Source organism: Erwinia sp. PsM31 (assembly GCF_030433775.1).
Taxonomy (GTDB): Bacteria; Pseudomonadota; Gammaproteobacteria; order Enterobacterales; family Enterobacteriaceae; genus Erwinia; species Erwinia aeris.
In genome coordinates this window covers 53774-75996 of sequence record NZ_JARUWZ010000022.1, presented here as the reverse complement: position 1 = coordinate 75996, position 22223 = coordinate 53774, and the positions used below count along the sequence as shown (strand labels likewise).

Here is a 22223-nt window from a genome sequence, read left to right as displayed (position 1 = left end):
CGCCAGCATCGTGCTGGCCAGGTTGCCGAGCATCTGGCTGCCAATAGGGCCGCCGGTACTCATGCCCACGCTCTGGTGTTCGACCTTATAGTCCGCGTGGTTTTCAATACTGCTGAAGCCCAGCGTGCCCGTATCCAGCCGGTTTTTATCCGCCGCTGCCGTCGAGCCGATAACCGCGCCTTCAAGCTGCGTATGCTCACCCACCGTAATATCAAAGCCGCCTTTCATTAATGCCGCTGCGCATTCGGTGGCTGAACACGTTTTTTCCCTGTGCTTTCCGTGGCTTACAACCAGTTTTTCCTGTTGCGTTTTGATGTTCGGGATTATTTTTCCCGACGCGCTTTTTTCGCCCGGACACGCTACCGCACTGGCGCACAGCACCAGGCACAGCAGCCATGCCGGCCATTTACTTACTGCTTTCATTACGCTTTCCCTGCGTTATTGTCCTGCGCATTTTAGCAGCGCTGTCGCGCCTGTCATTACCGGTTTCACATCGCGGTGCTGAGCCGGGCCGCAGCTTGCCTGTGGCCTGGTGAAGCGCCTGCCGGGCGTGGGCTGGCGAAGCCCGCAAGGGCCGGAACGGCGCTCCGGCGCGCTGATGGCTGAAGGATCTGAGGCTTTGCATGACCGCTGAACGGCCTCCGCTTTCGCTGCCGGGAGCACGATGACTGAAGGAACGCTGTATCTGCATGACCACGCTGCGGCACCTGCTTAGCCGCCGGAGCACCATAGCCTGAAGAGACGATGAGTTTGCATGACCACCACGGGCCGGGGCGGGTAGCGGAAGCTGGCTGTGACGGTAAGGAGTGACACGCGCTTTTTGCGGGGCACGACCCGGCACAGACAGACGCAGCCGGGCGGGCATTAACTTCTTTCAGCGGAGGCCGCAGGCCGACCACCTTATTGTTGTTGGCTGAAGACGATGATGTTGCTGAGGTTACGTCAGCTGAAAGTGGGATATACCAGCATCCGTCACGCTGACCGTAACGATATGACCACCTATTACAGCCGCTGTCCCAGCATTAACCTCCGGGGCAACTGGCTGGAAGAGGCGGGGTTTGAAACCGGGCAGCCGGTGAAAGTGACGGTGGAGCGCGGACAGCTGATCATCCGGCTGGCTGAGGAGTAAGCGGCAGATAAAACGATCCCGGCTCAGTTCACTTCGTGGCCGGGATCTTTTTAATTATAGCGATAGTCTAAATTGATCTTCATCTTTTCAAGATCGACTGTAACAAGGCAACCGTACCATGCTGGTTTGTCATTGGTAAGATTATTTGCTACGTAGTATTTTCTTAGTTCAACTAGCTTTTCAAGAAGCAGCTTATCTGTGGCTGGCGTTCCCGGCAAAAACCAATTTTTTACGCCTTTCGTGTCAACATAATCATATAAGAATTTTGCATGATCATCTTCAGGTGATAACTCAGCATCAAGTAAGATTCTCTGCGCATTTTCAGGGGCTGATTCAAATAATATACGTCCGATCTCTGAACATAATTCATCATCGCGAGAAGCCATCATTTACCTCCAGGTGCATTATTAAAAATTTCCCTCACTGGACGCTCATTATCTATTTGATAAGTAATAGTAAAGCTATCAGGTCTTACATTGCTACCACTATAAGATGGTTCGATTTTAACATTGACCTGCTTGCCGTCTTTCAACGCATTGGCCCATGTGTTTTCCATCTTTTTCCAGGCACCTTTATTGAGGTTACCATCCATTGGTACCAGATTTAATTTCTCTCCAGGACCATTGAATATACTGGCTATCAGATGCCCACCTTCATCACCGTCAACACCACATTTACCCGCTTTGCATTGCTGATAGGTATTTCGGTCATTCGTCGACCAGGATAATGAACTTTCGACGCTCTCCGTTCTTCCCTGAGAGTCAGTCTTAAATATTTTATTATCATCAACCTTATAGATGGTATTCGGCTGAGGATTATTGAGATCCTTATTCCAGTTTCCTTTGCTGCCTGAGCTGGTCACCACGCTTTCCAGCGACTCCTTCGTGACCTTGTTTCCGGTCTGCTTCTCAACCGTCATTAACGCCTTCAGCTCTGACAGCTCTTTAGCCGACATCTTGCTGACTGTCGCTACCGTCAGACCAGCCGGTAGGGCATCTCCTGCGGCCATTTCAGCCACCCAGATGCTGACCTCATTGGCACACAGCACCGGATTCGAACCGCATCCGCTGATCGCCGCCTGTACCGTCGCTATAAGTTCCGGCGTAGCAGCAACTATCACACCACCTGCGGCACCGGCTCCCAAAGCTGCGGCTATCGCTTTATTCACCGCCTCACCACGCTGACAGCTGGCTGATGAAGGATCGTCTGCGCAGGACAGCACATCCTTACCGTGCTCCTGAACGAACTTCATCTGCCCGTCGTCGGTGCCACCCATCAGGTTATTCTCAACGGTCGTCTGACCGGCCTGAGCACCCGACATCGCATCGGCCGTACTGTCTCCGGCCAGTCCGCCAGCCAGACCGGCCGCCAGCGTTGCCAGTGCGCTTACCGTCTGCTTCTCGGTTTCAGTCAGCTGACCGGCGCTTTTACCGTAGACCTCCAGCGCGATCATTCCGGCCATTTCAGCCGTTGCAGCGCCTGCGGCACCTGCCAGCGCACCGTTGCCCTGTGCGGCGGCCAGTGCGGCATTCACCGCTGCGTGTGCCATCACTTTACCGGCGTCATCCAGCCCGCTGCTGCCGATAATATTCGCGATGTAAGGAGCGGCGCCGCCCGCTGCCGCCTTCGCCAGATCGCCTCCGGCCAGGCCCTGTATCGCCGCTGTCGCCGCCTGAATACCCTGTTGCAGTGCACTTCCCGTGCCGAACGGCGCCATCGCGTTGTTGTACGCCTGCTTTGCCACGTCCGCGTCCGTGAACGGCTTGCCGGAACCCGCAAGCTGTTCTCTGGCCGCCTGAAGCGCTGCCGGGTCACGCTTCGCTTTTTCCCCGGCTATCTGGCCTTCGGTTCTGGCGATATCGCCAACCTGAGACCCTATCTCCGCTATCAGCTGCGCCGCCTTCAGCCGGTTCTGCTCTTTCTCTTTATCAAAGATTTGCGCAAGCCCCGGATTCGCATTTTCCACGTCGCGGCTCAGCTCTGCAACTTCCTGATGCTGATTTGCTTCATCGCGGATAACTATCGTGCCTTCGCTGACGGCAGAGTGGGTGGTGGAGCTGGCGCTGTCCGAGCCGTTCAGGCCCGCCAGGATATTGCTGGCCATGTTTCCTTCGAACTGGCTGCCGATACTGCCGCCGGTGCTGATACCGGCTCCCGCGTGCTCAACCTTATATTCCGCGTGATTGTTGATATCGCTCCAGCCCAGCGTGCCGGTGTCGAGCCTGTTCCTGTCTGCCGCTGCCGTCGAGCCGATAACCGCGCCATTCAGCTGCGTGTGGTCGCCCACCGTCACGTCAAAGCCGCCCTTGCCCGCAAAGATGCCGGTTTGTTCGGCCACGCTCTGCCAGTTGCTGTGCATCTTGTCCCGGCTCAGGTTCACGCTGGCCGAGCCACCGCCGCCGCCGAAGGTATAGCTGGCTCCGGCGCTGGCGCTCTGCTGCCTGCTGTCGTAGCGGTCGCTGTCCTGCTCCGAGGTCAGCGTCAGGTTGCGCCCGGTGTCCACCTTCACGCTGTTCCCGCTGACCTGCGCGCCCTGCAGCAGCGTGTCGCGTCCGGCGTTCAGGCTCAGGCCGTTGCCCGCGTTCAGCGTCGTCTCGCTGTGCGTCAGGCCGTTGCCGTTAGCGCGCCCTTTTGCCGCGTTGACGCTGGCCGAGACGTTGAGGCCGGTGCCGCCGGAACCGGCGGTCAGCCCCACGCCAACGCTGCCGCCCTTGCTGCTGTTGCTGCTGTCGGTTCGCTCGCTGTTCTGCGCGGAAAGCAGGCTGATATCGTTCTTCGCCGCCAGCGTCATGTCGCCGCCCGCCTGCAGCTGGCTGCCCTGCACGGTGATATCGCCCCGGCTGCCCGGCTGCGCGCCGGTGGCGGTTACCTGCACGTTGCCGCCCGCGCCCAGCGAGCTGCCCTGCGCCTGATGGCTCTCCGTGCGAGTTTCGCTTTTAGACGACTGGCTGCCGTAAGAGAGGTTAACGCCTACGGTGTTGGTCGCGCCTTCCTGATAGCCCTCATCGCCCGGCTTCAGGCCCAGCGCATCATTATGTGCGGTTGCCGCAGCGGTCTGCGCGCCATCCAGTTCATACGCCTGCTCCGCCTGGGCGACGCTCAGCGCCGCTTTGGTGTTCTGCAACGCTTTCAGGCGGCCGTCGCCGGTATCCTGCGCCGTCTGCGCCACGCTGACTGCCGTGTTCAGCGCAGCGCCCACGGTGCCGGAAAGCGCCAGCGTCAGGCCGCTCTGCTTCTGCTCGGTTCTGGTCAGTGCGGTATGGCTGTTCTCCGCTGCCGTAATCGCCACGTCGCTGCCGCTGAGCGTCAGATCTTTACCGGCAATGACGTCACTGCCGTGGATGTTAAGCTGGTTACCGGCGCTGAGCGTCACGTTGCCGTCGCTGCTGCCAATCGTGCTGCCCTTATTGAGCGCGCCGTCCGCGTCAGTGGTGCTTTTCTGCATCGACTGGCCGACGGTAAAGCCGATGCCGCCCGTGCCCATCAGGCCCGATTTTTTCTCTTCGCGCTGGTGATTTTCCTGGTGGGATTCAGCCGCGGTGGTGACTTTCAGATCCTGTCCTGCGCTCAGCGTCACATCCTGCGTGCCCGCCACGTTGCTGCCGGTGACGGTAAGATCGCGGCCTGCCTGAAGCTGTACGCTGTCGCCGCTGAACGTGGTGCTAATCCCCTGACGATCGTGTACCTCGTCGTGCGTTTCCAGGCTGCTGGCGGACAGCAGCCCTTTGCTGCTCTGCTTGCTGTGCTCGACCAGATCGGTGCTGCTGTTGCCGGTGCCTAAAGTGATATCGCGCCCGGCGCTGGCCGTCAGCGTACCGCCAGCCGTCACTTCTGCGGCGCGGGAATGAATATCCTGCCCCGCGCTGAGCTGCAAATCGCCTGCGGTAGTAATTCGTGTGCCGACATCGTTCTGCTGCGAAAGACGACGATAATTATCGCTGCCCCAGCTGTCGTTTTCACTGTGCTGCGTGGAGACGGTGCCCAGCGTCAGATCGTTGCCCGCGCGGATCTGTGTGGTGCCGTTTTCACCCGCATTAGCGATATCGCTACCCGCCAGCGTGATGTTATGCAGCGCGCTCAGCGACAGCTTGCCGTCGGAACCCTGCACGTAGATGCCCGCAGGCCGATCCACCCATCTGTCCGTGCCGTCGCCCCGCAGCGTCGCCTGGCTGGTAATATCGCGTCCCGCCAGCAGCGAAACAGATTTATCACCGCTGATGGTGCCGCCAAGGTTGGCGATATCCTGGCGAGCGCTGAGGCTGACCTGATTACCGTCGATATACCCGCTGTTGGTCAGCGTCTGCGCCGTCAGCTGCGTCACTTCACGCCCGTGGATAGTGCCGCTATTGGTCATATCCTTTTGAGCATTCAGCGCCACGCTACCGCCACCGAGCAACGCGCCGTCGCCGGTAAGATCGCCTTCTTTTACCTTCGCATAGACCTGCGGCACCAGCACCCTCTGCTGCGTCCCGTCCGGCAGCGTGACCGTCTGGTTAACCAGCCAGACGATATCGCTGGTCAACAGCGCCATCTGCGCGGGCGTCAGCGCCACGCCGAGCGTCAGTTGGTATGTTTTACCAAAAGCCACGCCGTTATTCATCAATCCGCGGAACTGATCTTCATCATTGCTGTAGCCCGCGGTATAGCGACTGCCGGTCAGTTGCGTAATCTGATCGCGTACCAGGCGCTGTTCATAATAGCCGTCGCCCAGTCGCTTGAGGGTCTGGCTGCCGTCCGTCGACAGCGCGTTCTGCATATAGTCGCTGCCCAGCCACTGCTTCTGATTAACGAAGCGTGGATCGGTTTCCACCAGGTAGTGGCTGTCGCTGGCAGGCTGAAGCGAAAACAGGCTGTTGTCTGGCAGACGCGTATCCGCCGAAACGGCGCGGATAACGGGCGTAATGCTTTGTCCGTTAACCACCGTGGCGGGCAGCGTCAGTGAGAATTGCTGCCCGGCTGGCAACAGCAGCGGACGATCCTTCTGCCCGGCCAGCTTGTCCAGCGTCAGGGTGCTGTCGTAACGCGGTGCGATAACGGGTTGCGAAGCCGTATCGCCAGACGGCGTCAGCGCGACCGCCGTCGCCGCCTGCTGGCCGTTAATCGTGCCGACCGGCCCCGCCTGAATACTTACCGATTGCTGCTGTCGGTTGCCGGTCTGATAGCCGCTGCCCTGTGGCGCCGCGTTCGCCTGCCAGGCAAAGGTTTTCAGGTCGATGGTTTCCGTTACGGCAGCCGGACGATAGTTGCTGCTACTTTTACCTTGAGAAGTCTTGGTGCCGCCCAGTTTCTTTTTCTTTTTCTTGGCGTACCAGCGCACCACTTTGCCGTTATCCGTCGTGACGCGCGTTCCCTTCGTGGCCTGGTTATCCAGATCGCCAATCTGCCCACCCAGCGTGGCGCCAGCCACAATCTGGCTGTCATGATTGAACAGGCGATCGGCGGTAAAGGTCATGTTGCCGCCGGACAGGATTTTGCCCGGATCGCTCGATTTGATCTGCGTTTCCTTTACCACCCGCTGATAGGTGTACTCATAAAACTCGCTGCCGCTGGTACCGTCCGGCATGCGCGCGCTGTGCACCTTATATTTATTTTTATGGCTGGTATCCACCTCGCTCCAGTCGAAGCGATCGGTATGGCCTTTCAGCACCGCATCATGATGCTGAGCGTTTTCCGTGGTGACCGTTTTGGTGGTGAGGTTACGGTTGGTATTGTTGACCTCGGCCATGGCGATCGCCGCATCCCGTCCGGCTTCAATAGTCGCCCCGTCGTTATTGAGCTGCCGCCCCTGCCCGATGGCCTGATAGTTGCTGTCCAGCTGGCGGCCGATATGCATATCGCCAACGCTGTAGATCAGGGCATGGTCGCGGTTGTTCACCGTATCCGCAGCCAGATCGAGGCGATCCCGTGCGGCAATCACAGCCGCTTTGCCGCCGTCGCTGAGGTTATTCAGCACCGTAGCGGCAATGGCTATACGATCGCCAAAAATGCGGCCGGTGCCGGTATTATTCAGCACGTTGGCTACAAGGTGCGTCAGCGTGCCGTCTATCAGGCCGGTGTTATTTAGCGTATCCGCAGCGGTGACGTGCGTTTCCTGCGCGCTGATTTCCCCTTTTTTGCCGTTAGTGACGTTGCGGGCAGAGAGCCAGAGCGCCTGCTGCGCGCTGATGGTGCCGTCATTGGTGAGGCTGCCGCCCGTAGCCAGCCGCAGCGTGCCGTTGGCTTTAACCTGGGAAGCATTATGGAAGTCGCCCGCCAGCGTAATGCCCAAATCACCCTGTGACAGCACCTGCCCGTCGCCGCTCAGCGAGGCGGCACCGATCTGGGCCTGCTTATCGGCAATCAGCGTGCCCTTACGGTTATTAATACTCAGCGCCTGTCCCTGAGCGGCATCCTGAACAATCAGCGTACCGGCGGAGGAGATCAGCCCGTTGAGGTTTTCCAACGCCTGCCGCACGGTCAGCGAAAGCATGGCCGTTGCCTTCAGCGCGCCTTTGCTGTTGTCCAGCGTGTCTGCCTGTACCGTCAGCGTTCCGGCCTCAATGCCCTTACCACTCTTCTGCGTGTTTTGATTGAGCAGGCGTGGCGTGGTGATAGTCAACCCCTGCCCGCCCTGGAGCAGGCCGTCGCTATTATCAAGCTGCTGAGAAAGCGTTAACCGTCCGGCGTCCACACTTTGTAGCTGGCCGGACTGATTAGCAAGCTGCCCCGCGGTCAGCGTCAGCGTTCCGGCGGAAAACAGTTTGCCGCTCTGATTTTGTAGCGCATTCTGGCCCAGCGCCAGCGTCAGATCTTTTCCGCCCTGGATCTGTCCCTGCTGATTTTCCAGCGCGCCGCTGTCGATACGGGTCGCGCCAGAACCGGCAATCAGGCCGCGCTGATTGATCAGCGTCTGGCCTGTGGTATCAATCTCGATATCGCCCGCAGATTGCAGTTTGCCGTCTGTGTTATTCAAGGCTCCGCCGCTAAAGGTCAACCCGCCGTTGCCGGCCAGCTGCCCCTGAACGTTGTTCAAATCGGCGGCCTGCAGCGACGCCAGATTGCCCGCCGCGATAAAACCGGTCTGGTTGTTAACCCCGCCGCTGCGCAGATCCAGATTACCCAGGGCGACAATGCCGTGCTGGTTACCGCTGTCGGTATTAATCAGCGCCTGCCCCTGGGTGTCCAGCGTCAGATCGCTGCCTGCCTGTAACAGGCCGCCCTGGTTCTGTATTTCTCCTGCGGTCAGAGTCAGCTCCCCCTTACCGCCGCTCAGCGTACCTGCGCGGTTGTTGAGGTTTCCGCCGGTAAGCCGGGTCGCGTTTTTGCCAACGATCGTGCCCTGCTGATTATTTATCTCTCCAGCGTGAAGCGTTAACGTGCCGCCGCCGATCAGCTGGCCATTTTCATTAATAAAGGGATTACCCTGGGTATCCAGCCGCAGATCCTGCCCTGATTCCAGCAATCCGGCGCGGTTGTTCAGCGTGCCGGTATCCAGCTGCAAAGCGCCCCGCGCGCCCAGCTCTCCCTGCTGATGGTCAAAGGTCTGCCGATGCGTGTCGACTGTGACATTCTGCCCAATCATCACGCCGTGGTTGCCGTTGATTTGCCCGGTGTTGAGCAGCAGATCGCCTGCGGAGACAATACCGCCTTTCTGGCCACTGTCGGTATTGGTCAGCGCTGCGCCCTGGGTATCGAGCGATAATGCCTGGCCCGCCTGGATCAGGCCACGCTGATTATCTACCGCGCCGCCAGTTAGCGTCAGCGATCCGTCTGAAGCCAGCGTGCCGTCAATATTGCTCAGCGCGCCACTGTGCAGCCGGATATTGCCCGCTGCCGCCAACATGCCAGCGTCGTTATTTATATCGCCGCTGTTGAGGCTCAGCTCGCCGCCCGCGATGACGCCGCCCGACGCTCCGCTCTGCTGATTGGTAAGCGTGCGGCCATGCGTATCAAGCTGCATATCACCGCCGGACTGAATACGTCCCGCGCGGTTGTTCAGTTCGCCGCTGTTCAGCCGCAGGCTTTCCTTCGCGCTGAGGCTGCCGTCCTGATGGTCAAACGCCTGCTCATGGCTGTCGATAACAACGTTCCGCCCCTGGATCGTCCCCCGTTCGCCCAGGATCCGCCCGGTTGCCAGATTGAGATCGCCACGAGAGACGATCCCGCCTCGTTCGCCGCTGTCGCGGTTATCAAGCGCTGCGCCCTGCGTATCAAGCAAGAGATCCTCACCCGCCTGCAACAGGCCCCGCTGATTATCCATCGCGCCAGTGGTAAGAGAGAGTGAGCGATCTGCCAGCACAGTACCGTCGGTATTCGTCAGCGCGCCGCTGGCGATACCAGCCGCCTGTGCGGCTATGATGCCGCCACGGTTATCAGTCTCGCCGCTGGTTAGGGTCAGCGTGCCGCCACTCAGGATGCCGCCTTTACCGCTGTCGCTGTTGATCAGCTTTTGTCCGTGCGTATCAATCGTCAGATCGTGACCGGACTGGATAAGGCCCGCGTGATTATCTGTCGCGCCGCCCGACAGGCTGAGCGTGTCCTGCGCGACTACATTGCCGCTGGCGTTGATAAAATCGCCCTGCTGCGTAGCCACTACGATGCGATCGCCCAGCAGCGTGCCGCCGTGGTTATTCACTCCCTGACTTTGCGTCGTCAGCTGCTGGCTGGCTTCAATCCGCCCCCGATCGTTGTCGATAAGCCGATCCGTTTTTAGCTGCGCTTCGCCGCCCGTCGCGGAAATGCGTCCTTGCTGATTATCCAGACTTGCTGCGGCAAGGCGCAGATCCCGGTTGGCCAGCAGTTCGCCCTGATTATTGTTCAGCGCTTCGTCCGCGGTCAGAAGCAGATCGCCCTGAGCCGCCAGCAGCGTGCCGCGGCTGTTATCCAGACTGCCGGAAGCAATGCGCAGACTGCCGCCGCTTTCCATGCGACCATCCTGATTGTCCGCCGCGCCAGAGAGCGACAGCGTCATTTCACCAGGGCCGCGCTGGGAAAGCAGGCCCTGGCGGTGATCGAGCGTTTCCGCCGACAGCGTTACCGCCTGCGCCTGAGTATGCCCCTGTGAGAGATCGAGCCGCCCGCCTTTCAGATCCAGCGCCCCGGCCGACAGCAGCGCGCCCTGGTTGCCATTAAGCTGCGAGGCAGTCAGCGTCAGTGCGCCATCGCCAGCCAGCTGTATAGTCCCCTGCTGATTATCAAGTTGCTGAGCATCCAGCGAAAGCGCATGACCGTTACCGGCAATCAGCCCGCTGCGGTTTTCAATTTGTTGCGCTTTAAGATGGGTATCGCCTGCGTTAACAATCGTGCCCTGATTGTTGTGGATTTGCCCGCTGTCCAGACTCAGCGCCTCGCTGTTTTGCTGACGCAGCAGCCCGCGATTGTTACTGATGTCCCCGGCAGCAACGACCAGCTTTCCGGCTGATATTTGACCGTCATCGTTATTCAGTCGGGTAGCGGCCTGTATCTGCACCGTTTTGCCAGTCACCGTTGCGCCTGCGGTACTGATGTCGCCCTGGGTAGCGCTTAGCGCTATCCCATCCGCCGCAGTCTGGCTGCCACCCAAATCGACCCGGCTTCCGTGCGCCTGGATCCCATCGCGTGCCAGGTTTTTGCCCTGCGCTTTCAGCTCGCCCTGACTGGTTAAAACCAGGCTGCCGGGCTGCGTCAGCGCGCCGCTGTCATCAACCCCTGCTGCCAGCGCGCTTCCGCCATTGCTCTCGATCCCGTTGGCGGTCAGCGTCACGTTGCCTTTTGCGGCGATGGTGCCGTCATTATGCAGGGTGCCGTTAGAGGCCAGCGTGACCGCCTGCTGTGACAGGATCCTGCCGCTGTTGGTCTGGTCATCCTGAGTAGCGATTTGCAAAGCGGCCTGGCTTTGCAGCGTGCCGCTGTTTTCCAGCCGGCCATCTACGGTCAGGCGTAGTTCGCCCGCGCCGGCGCCCAGTTCGCCGGCATTGCGTACGCCAACCCCTTTTTCGGTGCCGGTCAGGGTGATTTTGTTGGCATACATGCCGCCAAGCGCGGCGACGTCGAGCGCATAGGCTGGGCGAGCGGTCGCGTCGCTGGTTTTCACCGTGGTTACGCTACCTTCCGTAGCTACCTGATTTCGTCCGGTAACAACGTTCAGTTCTCGGGCGTGCAGCCTGGCATTTACCGCTACCGACTGTGCGACGATCTGGGTGTAATCGGCATCGCTGTCGTTTAAGCCTTTGCCCTCGATATTGATCCGCCCGCCGTTCACGTCAAAGCCTTTCAGCTGGCCGTTTTCCATAATCGGCTGGCCCGTGGTCAGGGTATTACGGCTGGCATTGATAAAACCGCAGCCGTTGCAGGTTATCCCTGCGGGATTAGCAATAACCACCGCGGCCCGCTTTCCGGCCACTTCAATAAAGCCGTTGAGCTGGCTGGGATTACGGCTGTTGACCTCATTGAGGATGACGCTGGCTTCCTGCTTTGACAGCCAGGGATTAGCCGCCACCATGCCGCCCAGCTGGGTGCGCGTGTTTTGATGACTGTTGTTCAGAATGGCACCGCGCTCGCCGACATCGAGCTGGCTGTATTGATTGCGCGAGACGCCCTGGCCGTTCGGCGTCTGGATATTAATTTGCGGCAGCCCGTTGGCGGTGGACATCACCGTCGGCTGCTGGTTGCCGGGCGCGCTGCTGTCGGCAACGATATTGGCCTGCGCAGGCAGGCTAACCGCCCCAGCCGCCAGCCAAAGCGCGAAACTAAGTGGACTGATACGGATCGGCTTTTCCGTACGCGAGTTGCGCTGACGGCGACGGGCAAGATGGCCGTAGCCGCTACGGGCAATGTCGGGCACCACCATCAGCATGCCGCGAACTTTATTGAAGATAATGCGATAGCAAAGCTTGTTCATAATGCGCACAGTCCCTTGTCAGGCAAAAGAAGCGGGTCAGTAGTTCCAGTTCAGGCTGAAGCCAAAGGTTGCCGGATCGGTTTTAAATCCCTCTGGTTTTGAGAGCGGGATCCCGACAAAAAGGTCATAGCTAAGGTTGGCGGGCGCGATGGCGCCGCGTAACCCCGTTACGCCTCCGGCCAGATGGCGTCCGGGCAAACCGCCCTGGATTGCGCTGTTGCCGCTGACTTCGCCATAGTCGACCCCAAGATAGAACTCCTGAGCAGGCAGCGGCGTCTGCCAGGCCAGCGTATTCTGTAGCGTCCAGCCACGGCTGGCGCTCAGGGTGCGCTCGCCATCAAAGCCGCGCACCGTCCAGCGGTTGCCGATAGCAAACTCATCCTGCGGCGTCAGCGGCGTGTTACTCATCTGCCGACGATATTGAATGTTGTAATTAAAACGCTGAGTGCTCAGTGAGAATGGCACCGTCAGCGCCGCCTGCCAGGTCAGTATTTTTGACAGCGCGGTCGCATAGGTGCTGTCGTGATAAGACTCTTCCCAGGCCGGTAAGGCGCCAAACCAGCGCGTGCCGCGCTGATAGCTGACTCCGGCATCAAGCGTGGCCGGACCAATATAGTGGCGATGCGACAGCCCTAACCGCCAGGCGCTGGTACGGCGCTGCTGGCTGACGACCTCGGTATCGTTGATAAAATTGCGTGACTCTTTTACCAGCACATCGTAGGTGGCGAGAGTTTTAGAAGAAGCGTTGCGGTGCAGCACCCGGCTGGCCTGCACATCAAGCGAACGGCTTTTCCCGGCATAGAGAAAATCGCGGCTGTAGCCAGCCACCGTTTGGTGGTAGTCGTAATCGCTGGCGGTCAGCCCAAACTGCCACCAGCCCACCGGCACCGAATAGTGTCCGGTCAGGCTTTTGCTGCTTTTTCTGCCGGCGAAACCCAAATCGCGGCTGGCGGTCAGGTAAAACAGATCGCTCAATGAAGTGGGATTATCCAGCGCCAGCATGATGCCGCTCTGATACCGTCCCGTGCTTTCCGTGCCGGAATCGTCCAGCCAGGCGCCAAGACGCCAGAAACGTCGCTGGGTGCGCTCGATAATAATATCGCTTTCGCCGGGTTTTTCTGCCGGACGTAGCGCCATCTTCGCCTCGACGCCCGGCAGGCGCTGCAGATTTTCCAGTCCCTGTTCGATATCGCGCAGATCCAGCAGATCGCCGGAATGCGCCGGCATGGTGGGATAGAGGCTGACGTAGCGCGAAGCGCCGGGAGCCAGCTCAACCCGACGGATTTTACCCGGCACAATCAGCAGCTTCAGCTCGCCCTGACGCAAATCCTGTGACGGCGCGAGCACCCGGGTTGTCACCCAGCCATGATTAATAAGACGGTTTTGCAGCGTGCCCATTAGCTGATTGATGCCCTGCACGCCTACGCAATGACCGACAGCCTGGTTTGCCAGCCGCTGCAACGGCACCCAATGCGGCAGAGCCTGCTGGCCGGATAGCGAGACGCGCTGAAGCGTAAAACAGGGTTTTTCAGCCGGAAAAGTTATCCGCGAAGGTGCGGGGAGCGGTTCGGCAAGACGGATATCGGGTGCTTTTGGCGCTATCTGGGCCTGGCGAGCTTTTTGCTGCTCCTGCTGATGCTGAATTTGCTCATCGCCCGGCGCTGCGTAAACCGCACCGCAGCCGGTTAGCCCAATAACAGCCAGCGCCGACTTCAGGCGCTTTTCCATTTTTCCCTGCATGACTATTCTGCCCGCCAAATATGTAACAAAATGTGTATTACGTATTTTTATGCGCACATTATGCACCTGCCGGGCAAAAGCTCAAGGAAAAACAGAGAAAAACTTACAAAAAGCTTACATTAATAAGTGAGCGGGATTAATGAAACCAGTTAAGCGTTCCACTAATAGAAGGAGATTTAAGGGAAATTAAGACACGATTATTGAGAGGTTCAAAGGGGGACATGAATCAGCTAATTATAATTTTTTCATTAAAAATCAAACAAAAAAAACAAGAAAACCTCATATTATTTGCTTTAAAGCCCCGGACATAATGGATGGTTACAACCGCATTTCTGGAAATGATCGGAGGCTAATATTTATGTAACGCCCCTCAACCACATAAATTTAGCTTAAGTCATGCAGTTGATAATAAATTTCCTTAACCAACCGTTATAACAAGGTCAATGCTTCTACGGATCAATTCGGAAAGCGCCTGGTCTTTTTGTATAAGAATACGGTTGACCGCTTGCAGGAGGGACTTATAAAGGAGGTTGCAGGTGAGCAAATTCAAGTATCGTGATGAAAGGCATTGCAGGTGAGCAAATACGAGCATAGTGATAAAGGGCGCTGCAGGTGAGCAAATTCAAGTATCGTGATGAAAGGCGTTGCAGGTGAGCAAATACGAGCATCGTGATAAAGGGCGCTGCAGGTAAGCAAATTCGAGCATAGTGCTAAAAAAAACCCCCTCCGTTAAGAGGGGGCCGAGCGTCATGCTTTAGCAGAGGCCGGGCAACTTATGCCTGGTTCTGGCTGTTCAGGATCAGCTGACCGTTGCTGTTTAAAGGGATGCGTGTCCCCGGGTCGTTATCCATGCGGATTTTGCCCTGCTGGTCGCCAATTTTATAGGTGACGTCATAGCCCAGCGTTTTTTCCTGCTTATCGTAAACGGTTTTGCAGCGCTGTTCGGTGGTCGTGTAGGTATCGCGATCCTGCAGGGCGCCCTGCACCTGATTACCGCCGTATCCGCCTGCCAGCGCGCCCGCTACGGTAGCCACATCGCGTCCGCGTCCGCCGCCAAACTGATGACCCAGCACGCCGCCCGCCACCGCGCCCAGTACGGAACCGGCGATACGGTTCTCATCCTGCACGGCACGCCGGTGAGTCAGCGTGACGTTACGGCACTCCTGACGCGGATTTTTCGTCGTCTCTTTAATTGGCGTGGCGGAGAGCACCTGAGCAAACTGCGGCTCACGCTCGAATACATTCATGCCTGCTACAGCGGCAACGCCCAGCGCGGCCGCTACGCCAATTCCGATACCTGCCAACATTGATTTATTCACAGGGCTGTCTCCTGAAACGGTTATTACGCATCGTCGCCAGCCGCAGAGTCCGGGCCATACGCGACGCGCTTTGTCCGGTAAAGTGTGCTTATCAGGACCAGTTATGACAATAAGAATTCAGGACGAAATAAATGTTTAAAGTCAAATGCAAAAGCTTTTAAGAGAGTTCTTAGGAGGGATGCGGCAGAAGAAGGGCTTATAACGACGGTATCGTTATAAGCCCTGTTACTATAGATCAGGCGGTCCTGATTTTACTTAGTGCAGCTTAAGGCGCGGACGGATAACCCGGTTAATGCTGCCCACCAGCATCATCAGGCCGGTTTTAAAGTAGCCATGCAGCGCGACCTGGTGCATACGATAAAGCGAAATATAGACAAAGCGCGCGATGCGTCCTTCAACCATCATTGAACCGCGCATCAGGTTGCCCATCAGGCTGCCGACCGTGCTGAAACGCGAGAGCGAAACCAGCGAGCCGTGATCCTTATAAACATAGGCTTTCTGCTCGCGTCCTTTCATCTGTGCCAGAATGTTATCCAGCACGCGCGACGCCATCTGATGCGCTGACTGCGCGCGAGGAGGCACAAAGCCGCCAGAAGGCAGCGCACACGAAGCGCAGTCGCCAATCGCGTAGATATCCGGATCGCGGGTCGTTTGCAGCGTTGGCTGTACCACCAGCTGGTTAATACGGTTGGTTTCCAGCCCGCCAATTTCTTTCATAAAGTCCGGCGCTTTGATACCCGCCGCCCAGACCATCAGATCGGCATTGATAAATTCACCCGATTTGGTATGCAGGCCATTTTCATCGGCGCTGGTCACCATCGTCTGCGTCAGCACGCGTACGCCCAGCTTAGTCAGCTCCTGATGCGCAGCGGTGGAAATGCGCGGCGGCAGCGCAGGCAGAATACGCTCGCCCGCCTCTACCAGCGTGACGTTCAGCGCGCTGTTGTTCAGACCTTTATAGCCATAGCTGTGCAGCTGTTTCACCGCGTTATGCAGCTCGGCGGAAAGCTCTACGCCGGTCGCGCCGCCGCCGACGATAGCAATATTCACCTGCTCCTGGCGCCCTTCGCTGGCGGAGAATTTCAGGAACAGGTTCAGCATTTCATTATGGAAACGGCGCGCCTGGTGCGGGTTATCCAGGAAAATGCAGTGATCCTTAACGCCCGGCGTGCCGAAGTCGTTGGAGGTGCTGCCCAGCGCCATGACCAGCGTGTCGTACGCCACTTCGCGTTCCGGCACCAGCAGCTCGCCCTGCTCGTTGCGGATTTCCGCCAGCTGTAATTTTTTATTGTCCCGATCGATTTCGGTCAGCGTGCCCAGCTGGAACTGGAAGTGATGATTGCGGGCGTGGGCCAGATAGCTCAGCGCGTCAATCCCTTCATCCAGCGATCCGGTCGCGACTTCGTGCAGCAGCGGCTTCCAGAGATGGCTGTGATTACGGTCCACCAGGGTTATTTCCGCCTTTTTTTTCCGTCCCAGTTTCTGACCAAGCTGTGTCGCCAGCTCAAGCCCGCCGGCTCCTCCGCCGACAATAACAATCTTCTTCATTGGTGTAGTCAAACGACCCCCTTAAATTGTGAACCAGTCGTTAATTAAAGGTTAAATAATATCCTTAATTAACATAGGGTTGGCGATTTATTCGCTATCTGCAGGCAGAATAGCACGCGGGAAATCGGCCGTCCTGTAAAAATTGATACAGGTCAATTTTTTTCAACCATTTCTTATTAGCACGCTGTTTTTGCTGAATAATTTTCCGTGTTTCGGGGAGGATAAGGTGCGTCCGCAAGGCGTTTATTTCACCACCTGAGTGATTTTTTATCTCTGATAATGCGACTCAACAGGAATAATTGACCGATACCCGCTCCGATTGGGTGGAGTAAATATGACGCCCCTTTTTCAGTTTATTTTATTATCCTGCAATCACCTGTAGCAATCGTATTTAAATATATACTAAAACAACCAAATCAGGCTCCAATAAAAAACCCGGCATATTTAATGATAATTACCCTGAAAAACTTGCAGCAGGCTTAGTTATTAATATCCTCTTAAGCTATTCCGGCTATTATGACGAAAAAGGAAGAGGGAAAAGGAATGAAAATATTGAACAGACTGCTGGCACAAAACCGCAGCTGGGCGCAGCAGCAGGCAAACCGCGATCCAAATTACTTTTTAAATCTGATGGCCGCCAAGCCGCCGCAGGCGCTATGGATAGGCTGCTCGGACAGCCGGGTACCCGCCGAGGTATTAACTAACGCTCATCCCGGTGAGCTTTTTGTGCACCGTAATATCGCCAATATGGTGCTGGAAGAGGATGAGAGCCTGATGAGCGTGCTGCAATACGCGCTCGGGCATTTGCAGATTGATACCCTGATCCTGTGCGGCCACTACGACTGCGACGGTATCCAGGCCGCGCTGGCGTTGCAGCAGGTCAACGCGCCGCTTTTTTCCGATCCGTTAACCCGCTATCTGCAAAAACTGTACGATTCGCTTAACGACTGGATGGCTGTTTTCCAGCCTGAAATGAAAATAGCCACGACAGGGAAGGAAAAATTAACCGAATACCACCTTATGGCGCAGGCGGTGAATTTAATTAATGCCTGGCCTGTTAAATCAGCAATCAAAGCGGGAAGAGACATCGCTATTTACGGGTGCGTACATGAGCTACACAGCGGCTATTTAAAAAGGCTGGTTTGAAAGGATGCTGATATAAACAGTCAATTACGTGGTCATAGCCAGGCAGGCGCGGTAGCCTTTCTGCTGGCTGACATGCCGAATAACAGCGTGGTGATTGTGGAACATGAAAGCGCGGCGTATCCGGACAGGGATATCAGCGACGTTAGCAACATTCGGCCAGGCCGCCGCCACGAGTAATATTATGCCGGAGCAGTGACCGATGAAGAAAAGCTTGTGAACGTTTGCTGCCCGCCGGGATAAGGCGGGCGAGCGTTAGCGGTTAGCCCAGCGTTTTAAATGCTTTGATCCGCTGCAGGTGCGAGGAGATGTTTTTGAATTTATGCGGCTGGTGGTCATCCCAGACGATTTCATAATAGTCACCCAACGTTGACGCGCTACGCTGGCTGTCCAGCGCCTCGTCGCGTCGGGAGAGGATCACCAGGCAGCGATCGCGGTTTTTTTCCCGAAAGTTGCTGACGCACTTGGTGGCAATATCCACATACTCTTCAGGCCTGTCGATTTTGCCCGGCATGTTTTCTTCTGGCCACAGGTTGGGATTGAACATTACCTGACGGATATCGTTCAGAAAGCCGATGCGCTCGGCCCAATAGCCGCCTAACCCTACGCCGCAGATCAGCACGCGTTCATCGTCGCTGCTGCTCAGAAGCTTATGGGTTTCATTCAGCAAATACTGCATATCATGTTTAGGATGCAGCGTGCTGTAGCTCAACAGCCGTACATCGGGATCGATAAACTGCAGCTGCAGCACTTTTTCATGATTGCCGGGACTGGTTGAATCAAACCCGTGCAGATAGATGATCATCGCCCTTCTCCTGTGGTGTATGCGTCAGCCTCGCTGCTCCAGCCAGCGGGTTTGCAGCTTGCTTAACGCCTGGCTGCTCTCTTTCCAGCGCGGCGAAGCCAGCAGCTGCTGGCGGGTAAACGTGCCACGATGGTACAGCTGCGTAGCGCGTTCGGCATTGATCGGCGACAGATTATCCAGCACGCTGACGGCGCCCTGACGGTTGTTGCAGACCAGGATCATATCGCAGCCGGCGTCCAGCGAAGCCTGACCGCGTTCGGCATAGCTGCCCATAATCGCTGCGCCTTCCATCGACAGATCGTCGGAAAAAATCACGCCGTCGAAACCCAGCTCTTTGCGCAGCACTTTTTTCAGCCAGTGCGAGGAACCGCTGGCCGGATGCGGGTCTACCTGAGTATAGATAACGTGCGCAGGCATCACCGCATCCAGCCTGTTTTCGTCAATCAGCTGCTTAAAGATCTGCATATCGTGCTGACGAATCATCGCTTCGGGACGATCGTCGCGCGGCGTTTCTTTATGCGAGTCCGCGCTTACCGCACCGTGACCGGGAAAATGCTTGCCGGTGGTTTTCATACCCGCTTCATGCATGCCATCAATAAAACGGCGCGCCATCGCCAGCGCCACGGCAGGATCGTCATGGAAACTGCGTTCGCCGATTGCCGCGCTGCCGTGTCCTATATCCAGTACGGGCGCGAAGCTGATATCAATATCCATCGCGATCATTTCGACAGCCATCAGCCAGCCCGCTTCCTGCGCCAGCCTTGCCGCTTCGGCTTCGCTGTTCAGCGCGGCAAAAGATTGCATCGCAGGCAGGCGCGTAAAGCCTTCGCGGAAGCGCTGCACGCGCCCGCCCTCCTGATCGACCGCGATCGCCAGGCGGTGACGCGAGGCCGCGCGGATCTGCCTGATCAGCTCCTGAAGCTGCTCAGGATCGTGGTAGTTGCGGGTAAACAGGATTAGCCCGCCCACCAGCGGATGCTGTAAAATTTCCCGCTCTTCCGCGTCCAGCTCGTAACCGAGCACATCTAACATTACCGGTCCCACAGATTACCTCTTATGATCGAACTCGCTGCCAGGCCTGTGCCGCCAGCGTATAAAACGTCTGTTCGCCGCTCTGCTGCCAGCGCAGCTCGTACCAGCTTGCCGCCAGCAGCGTCAGCCAGGGCTGCCAGCGCGCCATCTGCTGCCGTAGTCTGGCCGCATCCAGCCGTTGCAGCGCGGCATAGCGCTCGGTTAGCGCGCGCTGCTGCTCAGCATCCAGCGCGTTTCCTGCTACCAGCGCGGCCAGCTCCAGCGCGACATCGCCATCGCTGGCGTACTCCCAGTCAATCAGCCGCAGGCTATTTTGCTGACGGATCAGATTGCCCGGATGCACATCCATATGCAGCAGCGCCCGCCGCAGCGGTTTTGGCTCGCCGCGCCGCTGTAGCCGCTGCAACGCCCGCAGCCAGCCGCAGTGCCGCCGTGCAGGCCGACTGAGCTGCCAGTAGCGCTCCAGCAGCTTTTGCAGCTGCAAAGGATAGCCGCTGAGCGGCTGTTGGTGCAGCCTTGCCAGCTCGCTGACAACCGCGTCCAGCGCGCTGGGAAAGGCCGCCTCGCTCAGCGCCTCGCCCGGCTGCCAGCCCAGCAGCAGCCAGTTATCACCATAGCCGCAGGCGGCAGGCGCGAGATCGCAGCCGGAAAGCTTGCGTAAAATACGATACTCACGCTGGCGATCCACACCCGGCACGGGATTATCCTGTCGCTGATGGCGGGCCAGCAGCGTTGCCCTTTCCAGCTCCACCTTTGCCGTCAGCCCCGTCAGGCCGTGCAGCGGAAAAAAAGAACCGGCGGATCGCTCCGCCGGAAATCGTTGTTTAATCAACCTGCTCAGTGCGGGATCAATGCTGTACGACACCGTTACCCGACCAGATGATTTCGCCAGTCTGCACCAGCATCAGCTGCATTTGCAGTTCCGGCGATTTTACGTCGCCCTTAGCGTTGGTATAGAGCACATACTGTGCGCCAACATAGCGAGCCAGGCCGACGGCTTTACTGCGCGAGCTCAGGCTGTCTTCGGCTGACAGTCCCAGCGTCTGTTTAGCGGTAGCAAGCTGTTCAGGCGTCACCAGCTTGAACTGGGTGTTATTTTGCAGCGCGCTTTGCAGCGAAGCGGTGGCTTTGGCGCGTTGCAGGCTGCCGTTGGTGCTGTTTTTCACGCCGTCGATCAGCAATACGCTACCGGGCGTGATGCCGTCCGCTTTCAGCATTTGCGCCACCAGCGGCGTTACGCTGGCATCCCAGTTAATCGACTGCATTTTAGGCGGCTGCGGCACCGTTTCCGGCGGCGGCGGCTGGGTCGGCACGGGCTGCGGCTGTTCAGGAACCGGCTGTACTGGCTCGACGGGCGCAGGCTGTTGCTGCTGTTGCACCACACAGCCGCTAAGAATAAGCGCCAGCAACATGACGCCCGAGAGTTTAGCTATCTTCCTTTCCACGCAATAATCTCCTACAGATACAGGTAAAGGCGAACCTTACTGGCCGTCAGGTTACCCGTTTGCGACGATATTTCAACACTGCTATGCGGCGCGACCGTAATCTTGCGAGGCGCTTCAAAGGGCAGAATTTCCAGCCCTTTATCGTCATACCAGTAAAAGCGATAGTAGAGCGTAACGGGTTTTTCCTGCTGGTTATAGAGCTGCGAAGCGCCTCGCTGCTGCCCTTCATGCTCCGATATCACCGGCTCGCCGGTAAGGATCCCCGCCGACAGTACCGATGATTCCATAACCAGCGACTGCGAAGTATCAATGGTCGTGCGATCGCTGGCGCAGCCGCTCAGCAACGCCAGCATGGCGCCCAGGACGATAATCCGCATCATAGTGCCTCCGGCACGTTATTCAGCCAGCATCGGGCCCAGCGGACGACCGCCAACCAGATGCAAATGGATATGATAGACTTCCTGTCCGCCATGCTGATTGCAGTTCATGATCAGACGATAGCCGTCCTCGGCGATCCCTTCCTGTTTAGCGATTTTCGCGGCCACCACAATCATCCGGCCCAGCGCGGCTTCATGCCCCGCCACCGCATCGTTGGCGGTAGGGATCAGGATATTCGGCACGACCAGAATGTGCGTCGGCGCTTTTGGCGAGATATCGCGAAAGGCCGTGACCAGCTCGTCCTGATAAACAATATCGGCCGGGATTTCGCGGCGGATAATTTTACTGAAAATCGTTTCTTCAGCCATGATGCATGTCCTTAAGCTATGAGATGAGTTACGGCAGTATGAGCGAGATATTTGTTTTCTTTCAACCTTCCGCTGGCTTTTCTTTACTGTCTGCCGCTTTTCGCGGCGCTGACCGCAGATTTATCGCCTTACGTGACGCTTTGCGCGAGTAACGTTTGCCTGTTTGAGGTGTTACAGAGAGGGGATTCACTTTTCCTGACGGACTGCTGTTGATGAAAAGGTGCAGGACAGTGCTTTGTATCTGGCAGTGACTACCGACTGTGACAGATATAAATCGGGTAACATATTCCGTCACCTTTATGGCTTACTGCTTTTGATCTACTGATTTATTTGCCACGAGAAGCAACGGCGCACCCCCTCTTTTTATTGCACACCAGGCTAAAGCTCAAACCGCCTTAAATTGGCCATAATATCGCTATACGTATTATCGGCAGCAGATAACTACCCTTTAAAAAATA

The 22223-nt window shown here is 57.4% G+C and carries 13 protein-coding genes and 1 pseudogene; 2 read left to right on the top strand and 12 right to left on the bottom strand.

What is annotated here, in order from left to right; genetic code table 11:
- Window positions 1–222, bottom strand: a pseudogene (locus QCD69_RS22985) (hypothetical protein); the annotation flags it as partial.
- Between the two features lie 700 nt (window positions 223–922).
- On the opposite strand from QCD69_RS22985, the gene QCD69_RS16195 reads away from it, so the two are divergent.
- Complete coding sequence (locus tag QCD69_RS16195) at window positions 923–1129, top strand: SymE family type I addiction module toxin (RefSeq protein ID WP_301252744.1); 207 nt, start codon at window positions 923–925, stop codon at window positions 1127–1129.
- 50 nt (window positions 1130–1179) lie between these two features.
- On the opposite strand, the gene QCD69_RS16190 is transcribed toward QCD69_RS16195, so the two are convergent.
- The 5 genes from QCD69_RS16190 to QCD69_RS16170 form a co-directional block, all read right to left on the bottom strand.
- Entirely contained in the window at window positions 1180–1518 is a 339-nt protein-coding gene (locus tag QCD69_RS16190; protein WP_253454576.1) for a hypothetical protein, read from the bottom strand.
- A complete protein-coding gene (locus tag QCD69_RS16185) occupies window positions 1515–11987 on the bottom strand; it encodes a two-partner secretion domain-containing protein (RefSeq protein WP_301252743.1) in 10473 nt (3490 codons plus the stop codon). Before QCD69_RS16185 ends, QCD69_RS16190 begins: the two co-directional genes overlap by 4 nt.
- Window positions 11988–12023: 36 nt before the next feature.
- Window positions 12024–13715, bottom strand: a complete 1692-nt coding sequence (locus QCD69_RS16180) for a ShlB/FhaC/HecB family hemolysin secretion/activation protein (protein ID WP_301252742.1) — start codon at window positions 13713–13715, stop codon at window positions 12024–12026.
- 785 nt (window positions 13716–14500) lie between these two features.
- Window positions 14501–15046, bottom strand: coding sequence for a glycine zipper 2TM domain-containing protein (locus QCD69_RS16175; RefSeq protein ID WP_125290754.1), 546 nt, complete (start codon window positions 15044–15046; stop codon window positions 14501–14503).
- Window positions 15047–15301: 255 nt separating this feature from the next.
- The gene (locus QCD69_RS16170) at window positions 15302–16606 is read right to left on the bottom strand and encodes an NAD(P)/FAD-dependent oxidoreductase (protein WP_125290755.1); all 1305 of its coding nucleotides are present in this window, start codon (window positions 16604–16606) and stop codon (window positions 15302–15304) included.
- Between the two features lie 531 nt (window positions 16607–17137).
- On the opposite strand from QCD69_RS16170, the gene QCD69_RS16165 reads away from it, so the two are divergent.
- Complete coding sequence (locus tag QCD69_RS16165) at window positions 17138–17740, top strand: carbonic anhydrase (protein WP_301252740.1); 603 nt, start codon at window positions 17138–17140, stop codon at window positions 17738–17740.
- 259 nt (window positions 17741–17999) lie between these two features.
- Here the strand turns inward: QCD69_RS16165 and ycfP are convergent, their stop codons facing one another.
- Genes ycfP through hinT form a run of 6 tightly spaced genes read right to left on the bottom strand, consistent with a single transcriptional unit; the run spans window position 18000 to window position 21765 of the window.
- Window positions 18000–18542 carry an alpha/beta hydrolase YcfP gene (gene ycfP / locus QCD69_RS16160; RefSeq protein ID WP_253454581.1) on the bottom strand — a complete coding sequence of 181 codons (543 nt, stop codon included), beginning with the start codon at window positions 18540–18542 and terminating at the stop codon, window positions 18000–18002.
- 24 nt (window positions 18543–18566) lie between these two features.
- On the bottom strand, window positions 18567–19586 hold the full coding sequence (gene nagZ / locus QCD69_RS16155; protein ID WP_301252738.1) for a beta-N-acetylhexosaminidase: 1020 nt from the start codon (window positions 19584–19586) through the stop codon (window positions 18567–18569).
- Between the two features lie 10 nt (window positions 19587–19596).
- Window positions 19597–20406, bottom strand: a complete 810-nt coding sequence (gene thiK / locus QCD69_RS16150; protein ID WP_301252737.1) for a thiamine kinase — start codon at window positions 20404–20406, stop codon at window positions 19597–19599.
- Between the two features lie 16 nt (window positions 20407–20422).
- Window positions 20423–20986 (bottom strand): penicillin-binding protein activator LpoB, encoded by a 564-nt coding sequence (lpoB, locus tag QCD69_RS16145; protein ID WP_301289722.1) that lies wholly within the window; start codon window positions 20984–20986, stop codon window positions 20423–20425.
- 44 nt (window positions 20987–21030) lie between these two features.
- Complete coding sequence (locus tag QCD69_RS16140) at window positions 21031–21396, bottom strand: YcfL family protein (protein ID WP_253461015.1); 366 nt, start codon at window positions 21394–21396, stop codon at window positions 21031–21033.
- A gap of 18 nt (window positions 21397–21414) precedes the next feature.
- Entirely contained in the window at window positions 21415–21765 is a 351-nt protein-coding gene (gene hinT, locus QCD69_RS16135; protein ID WP_253454585.1) for a purine nucleoside phosphoramidase, read from the bottom strand.
- Window positions 21766–22223 lie beyond the last annotated feature (458 nt).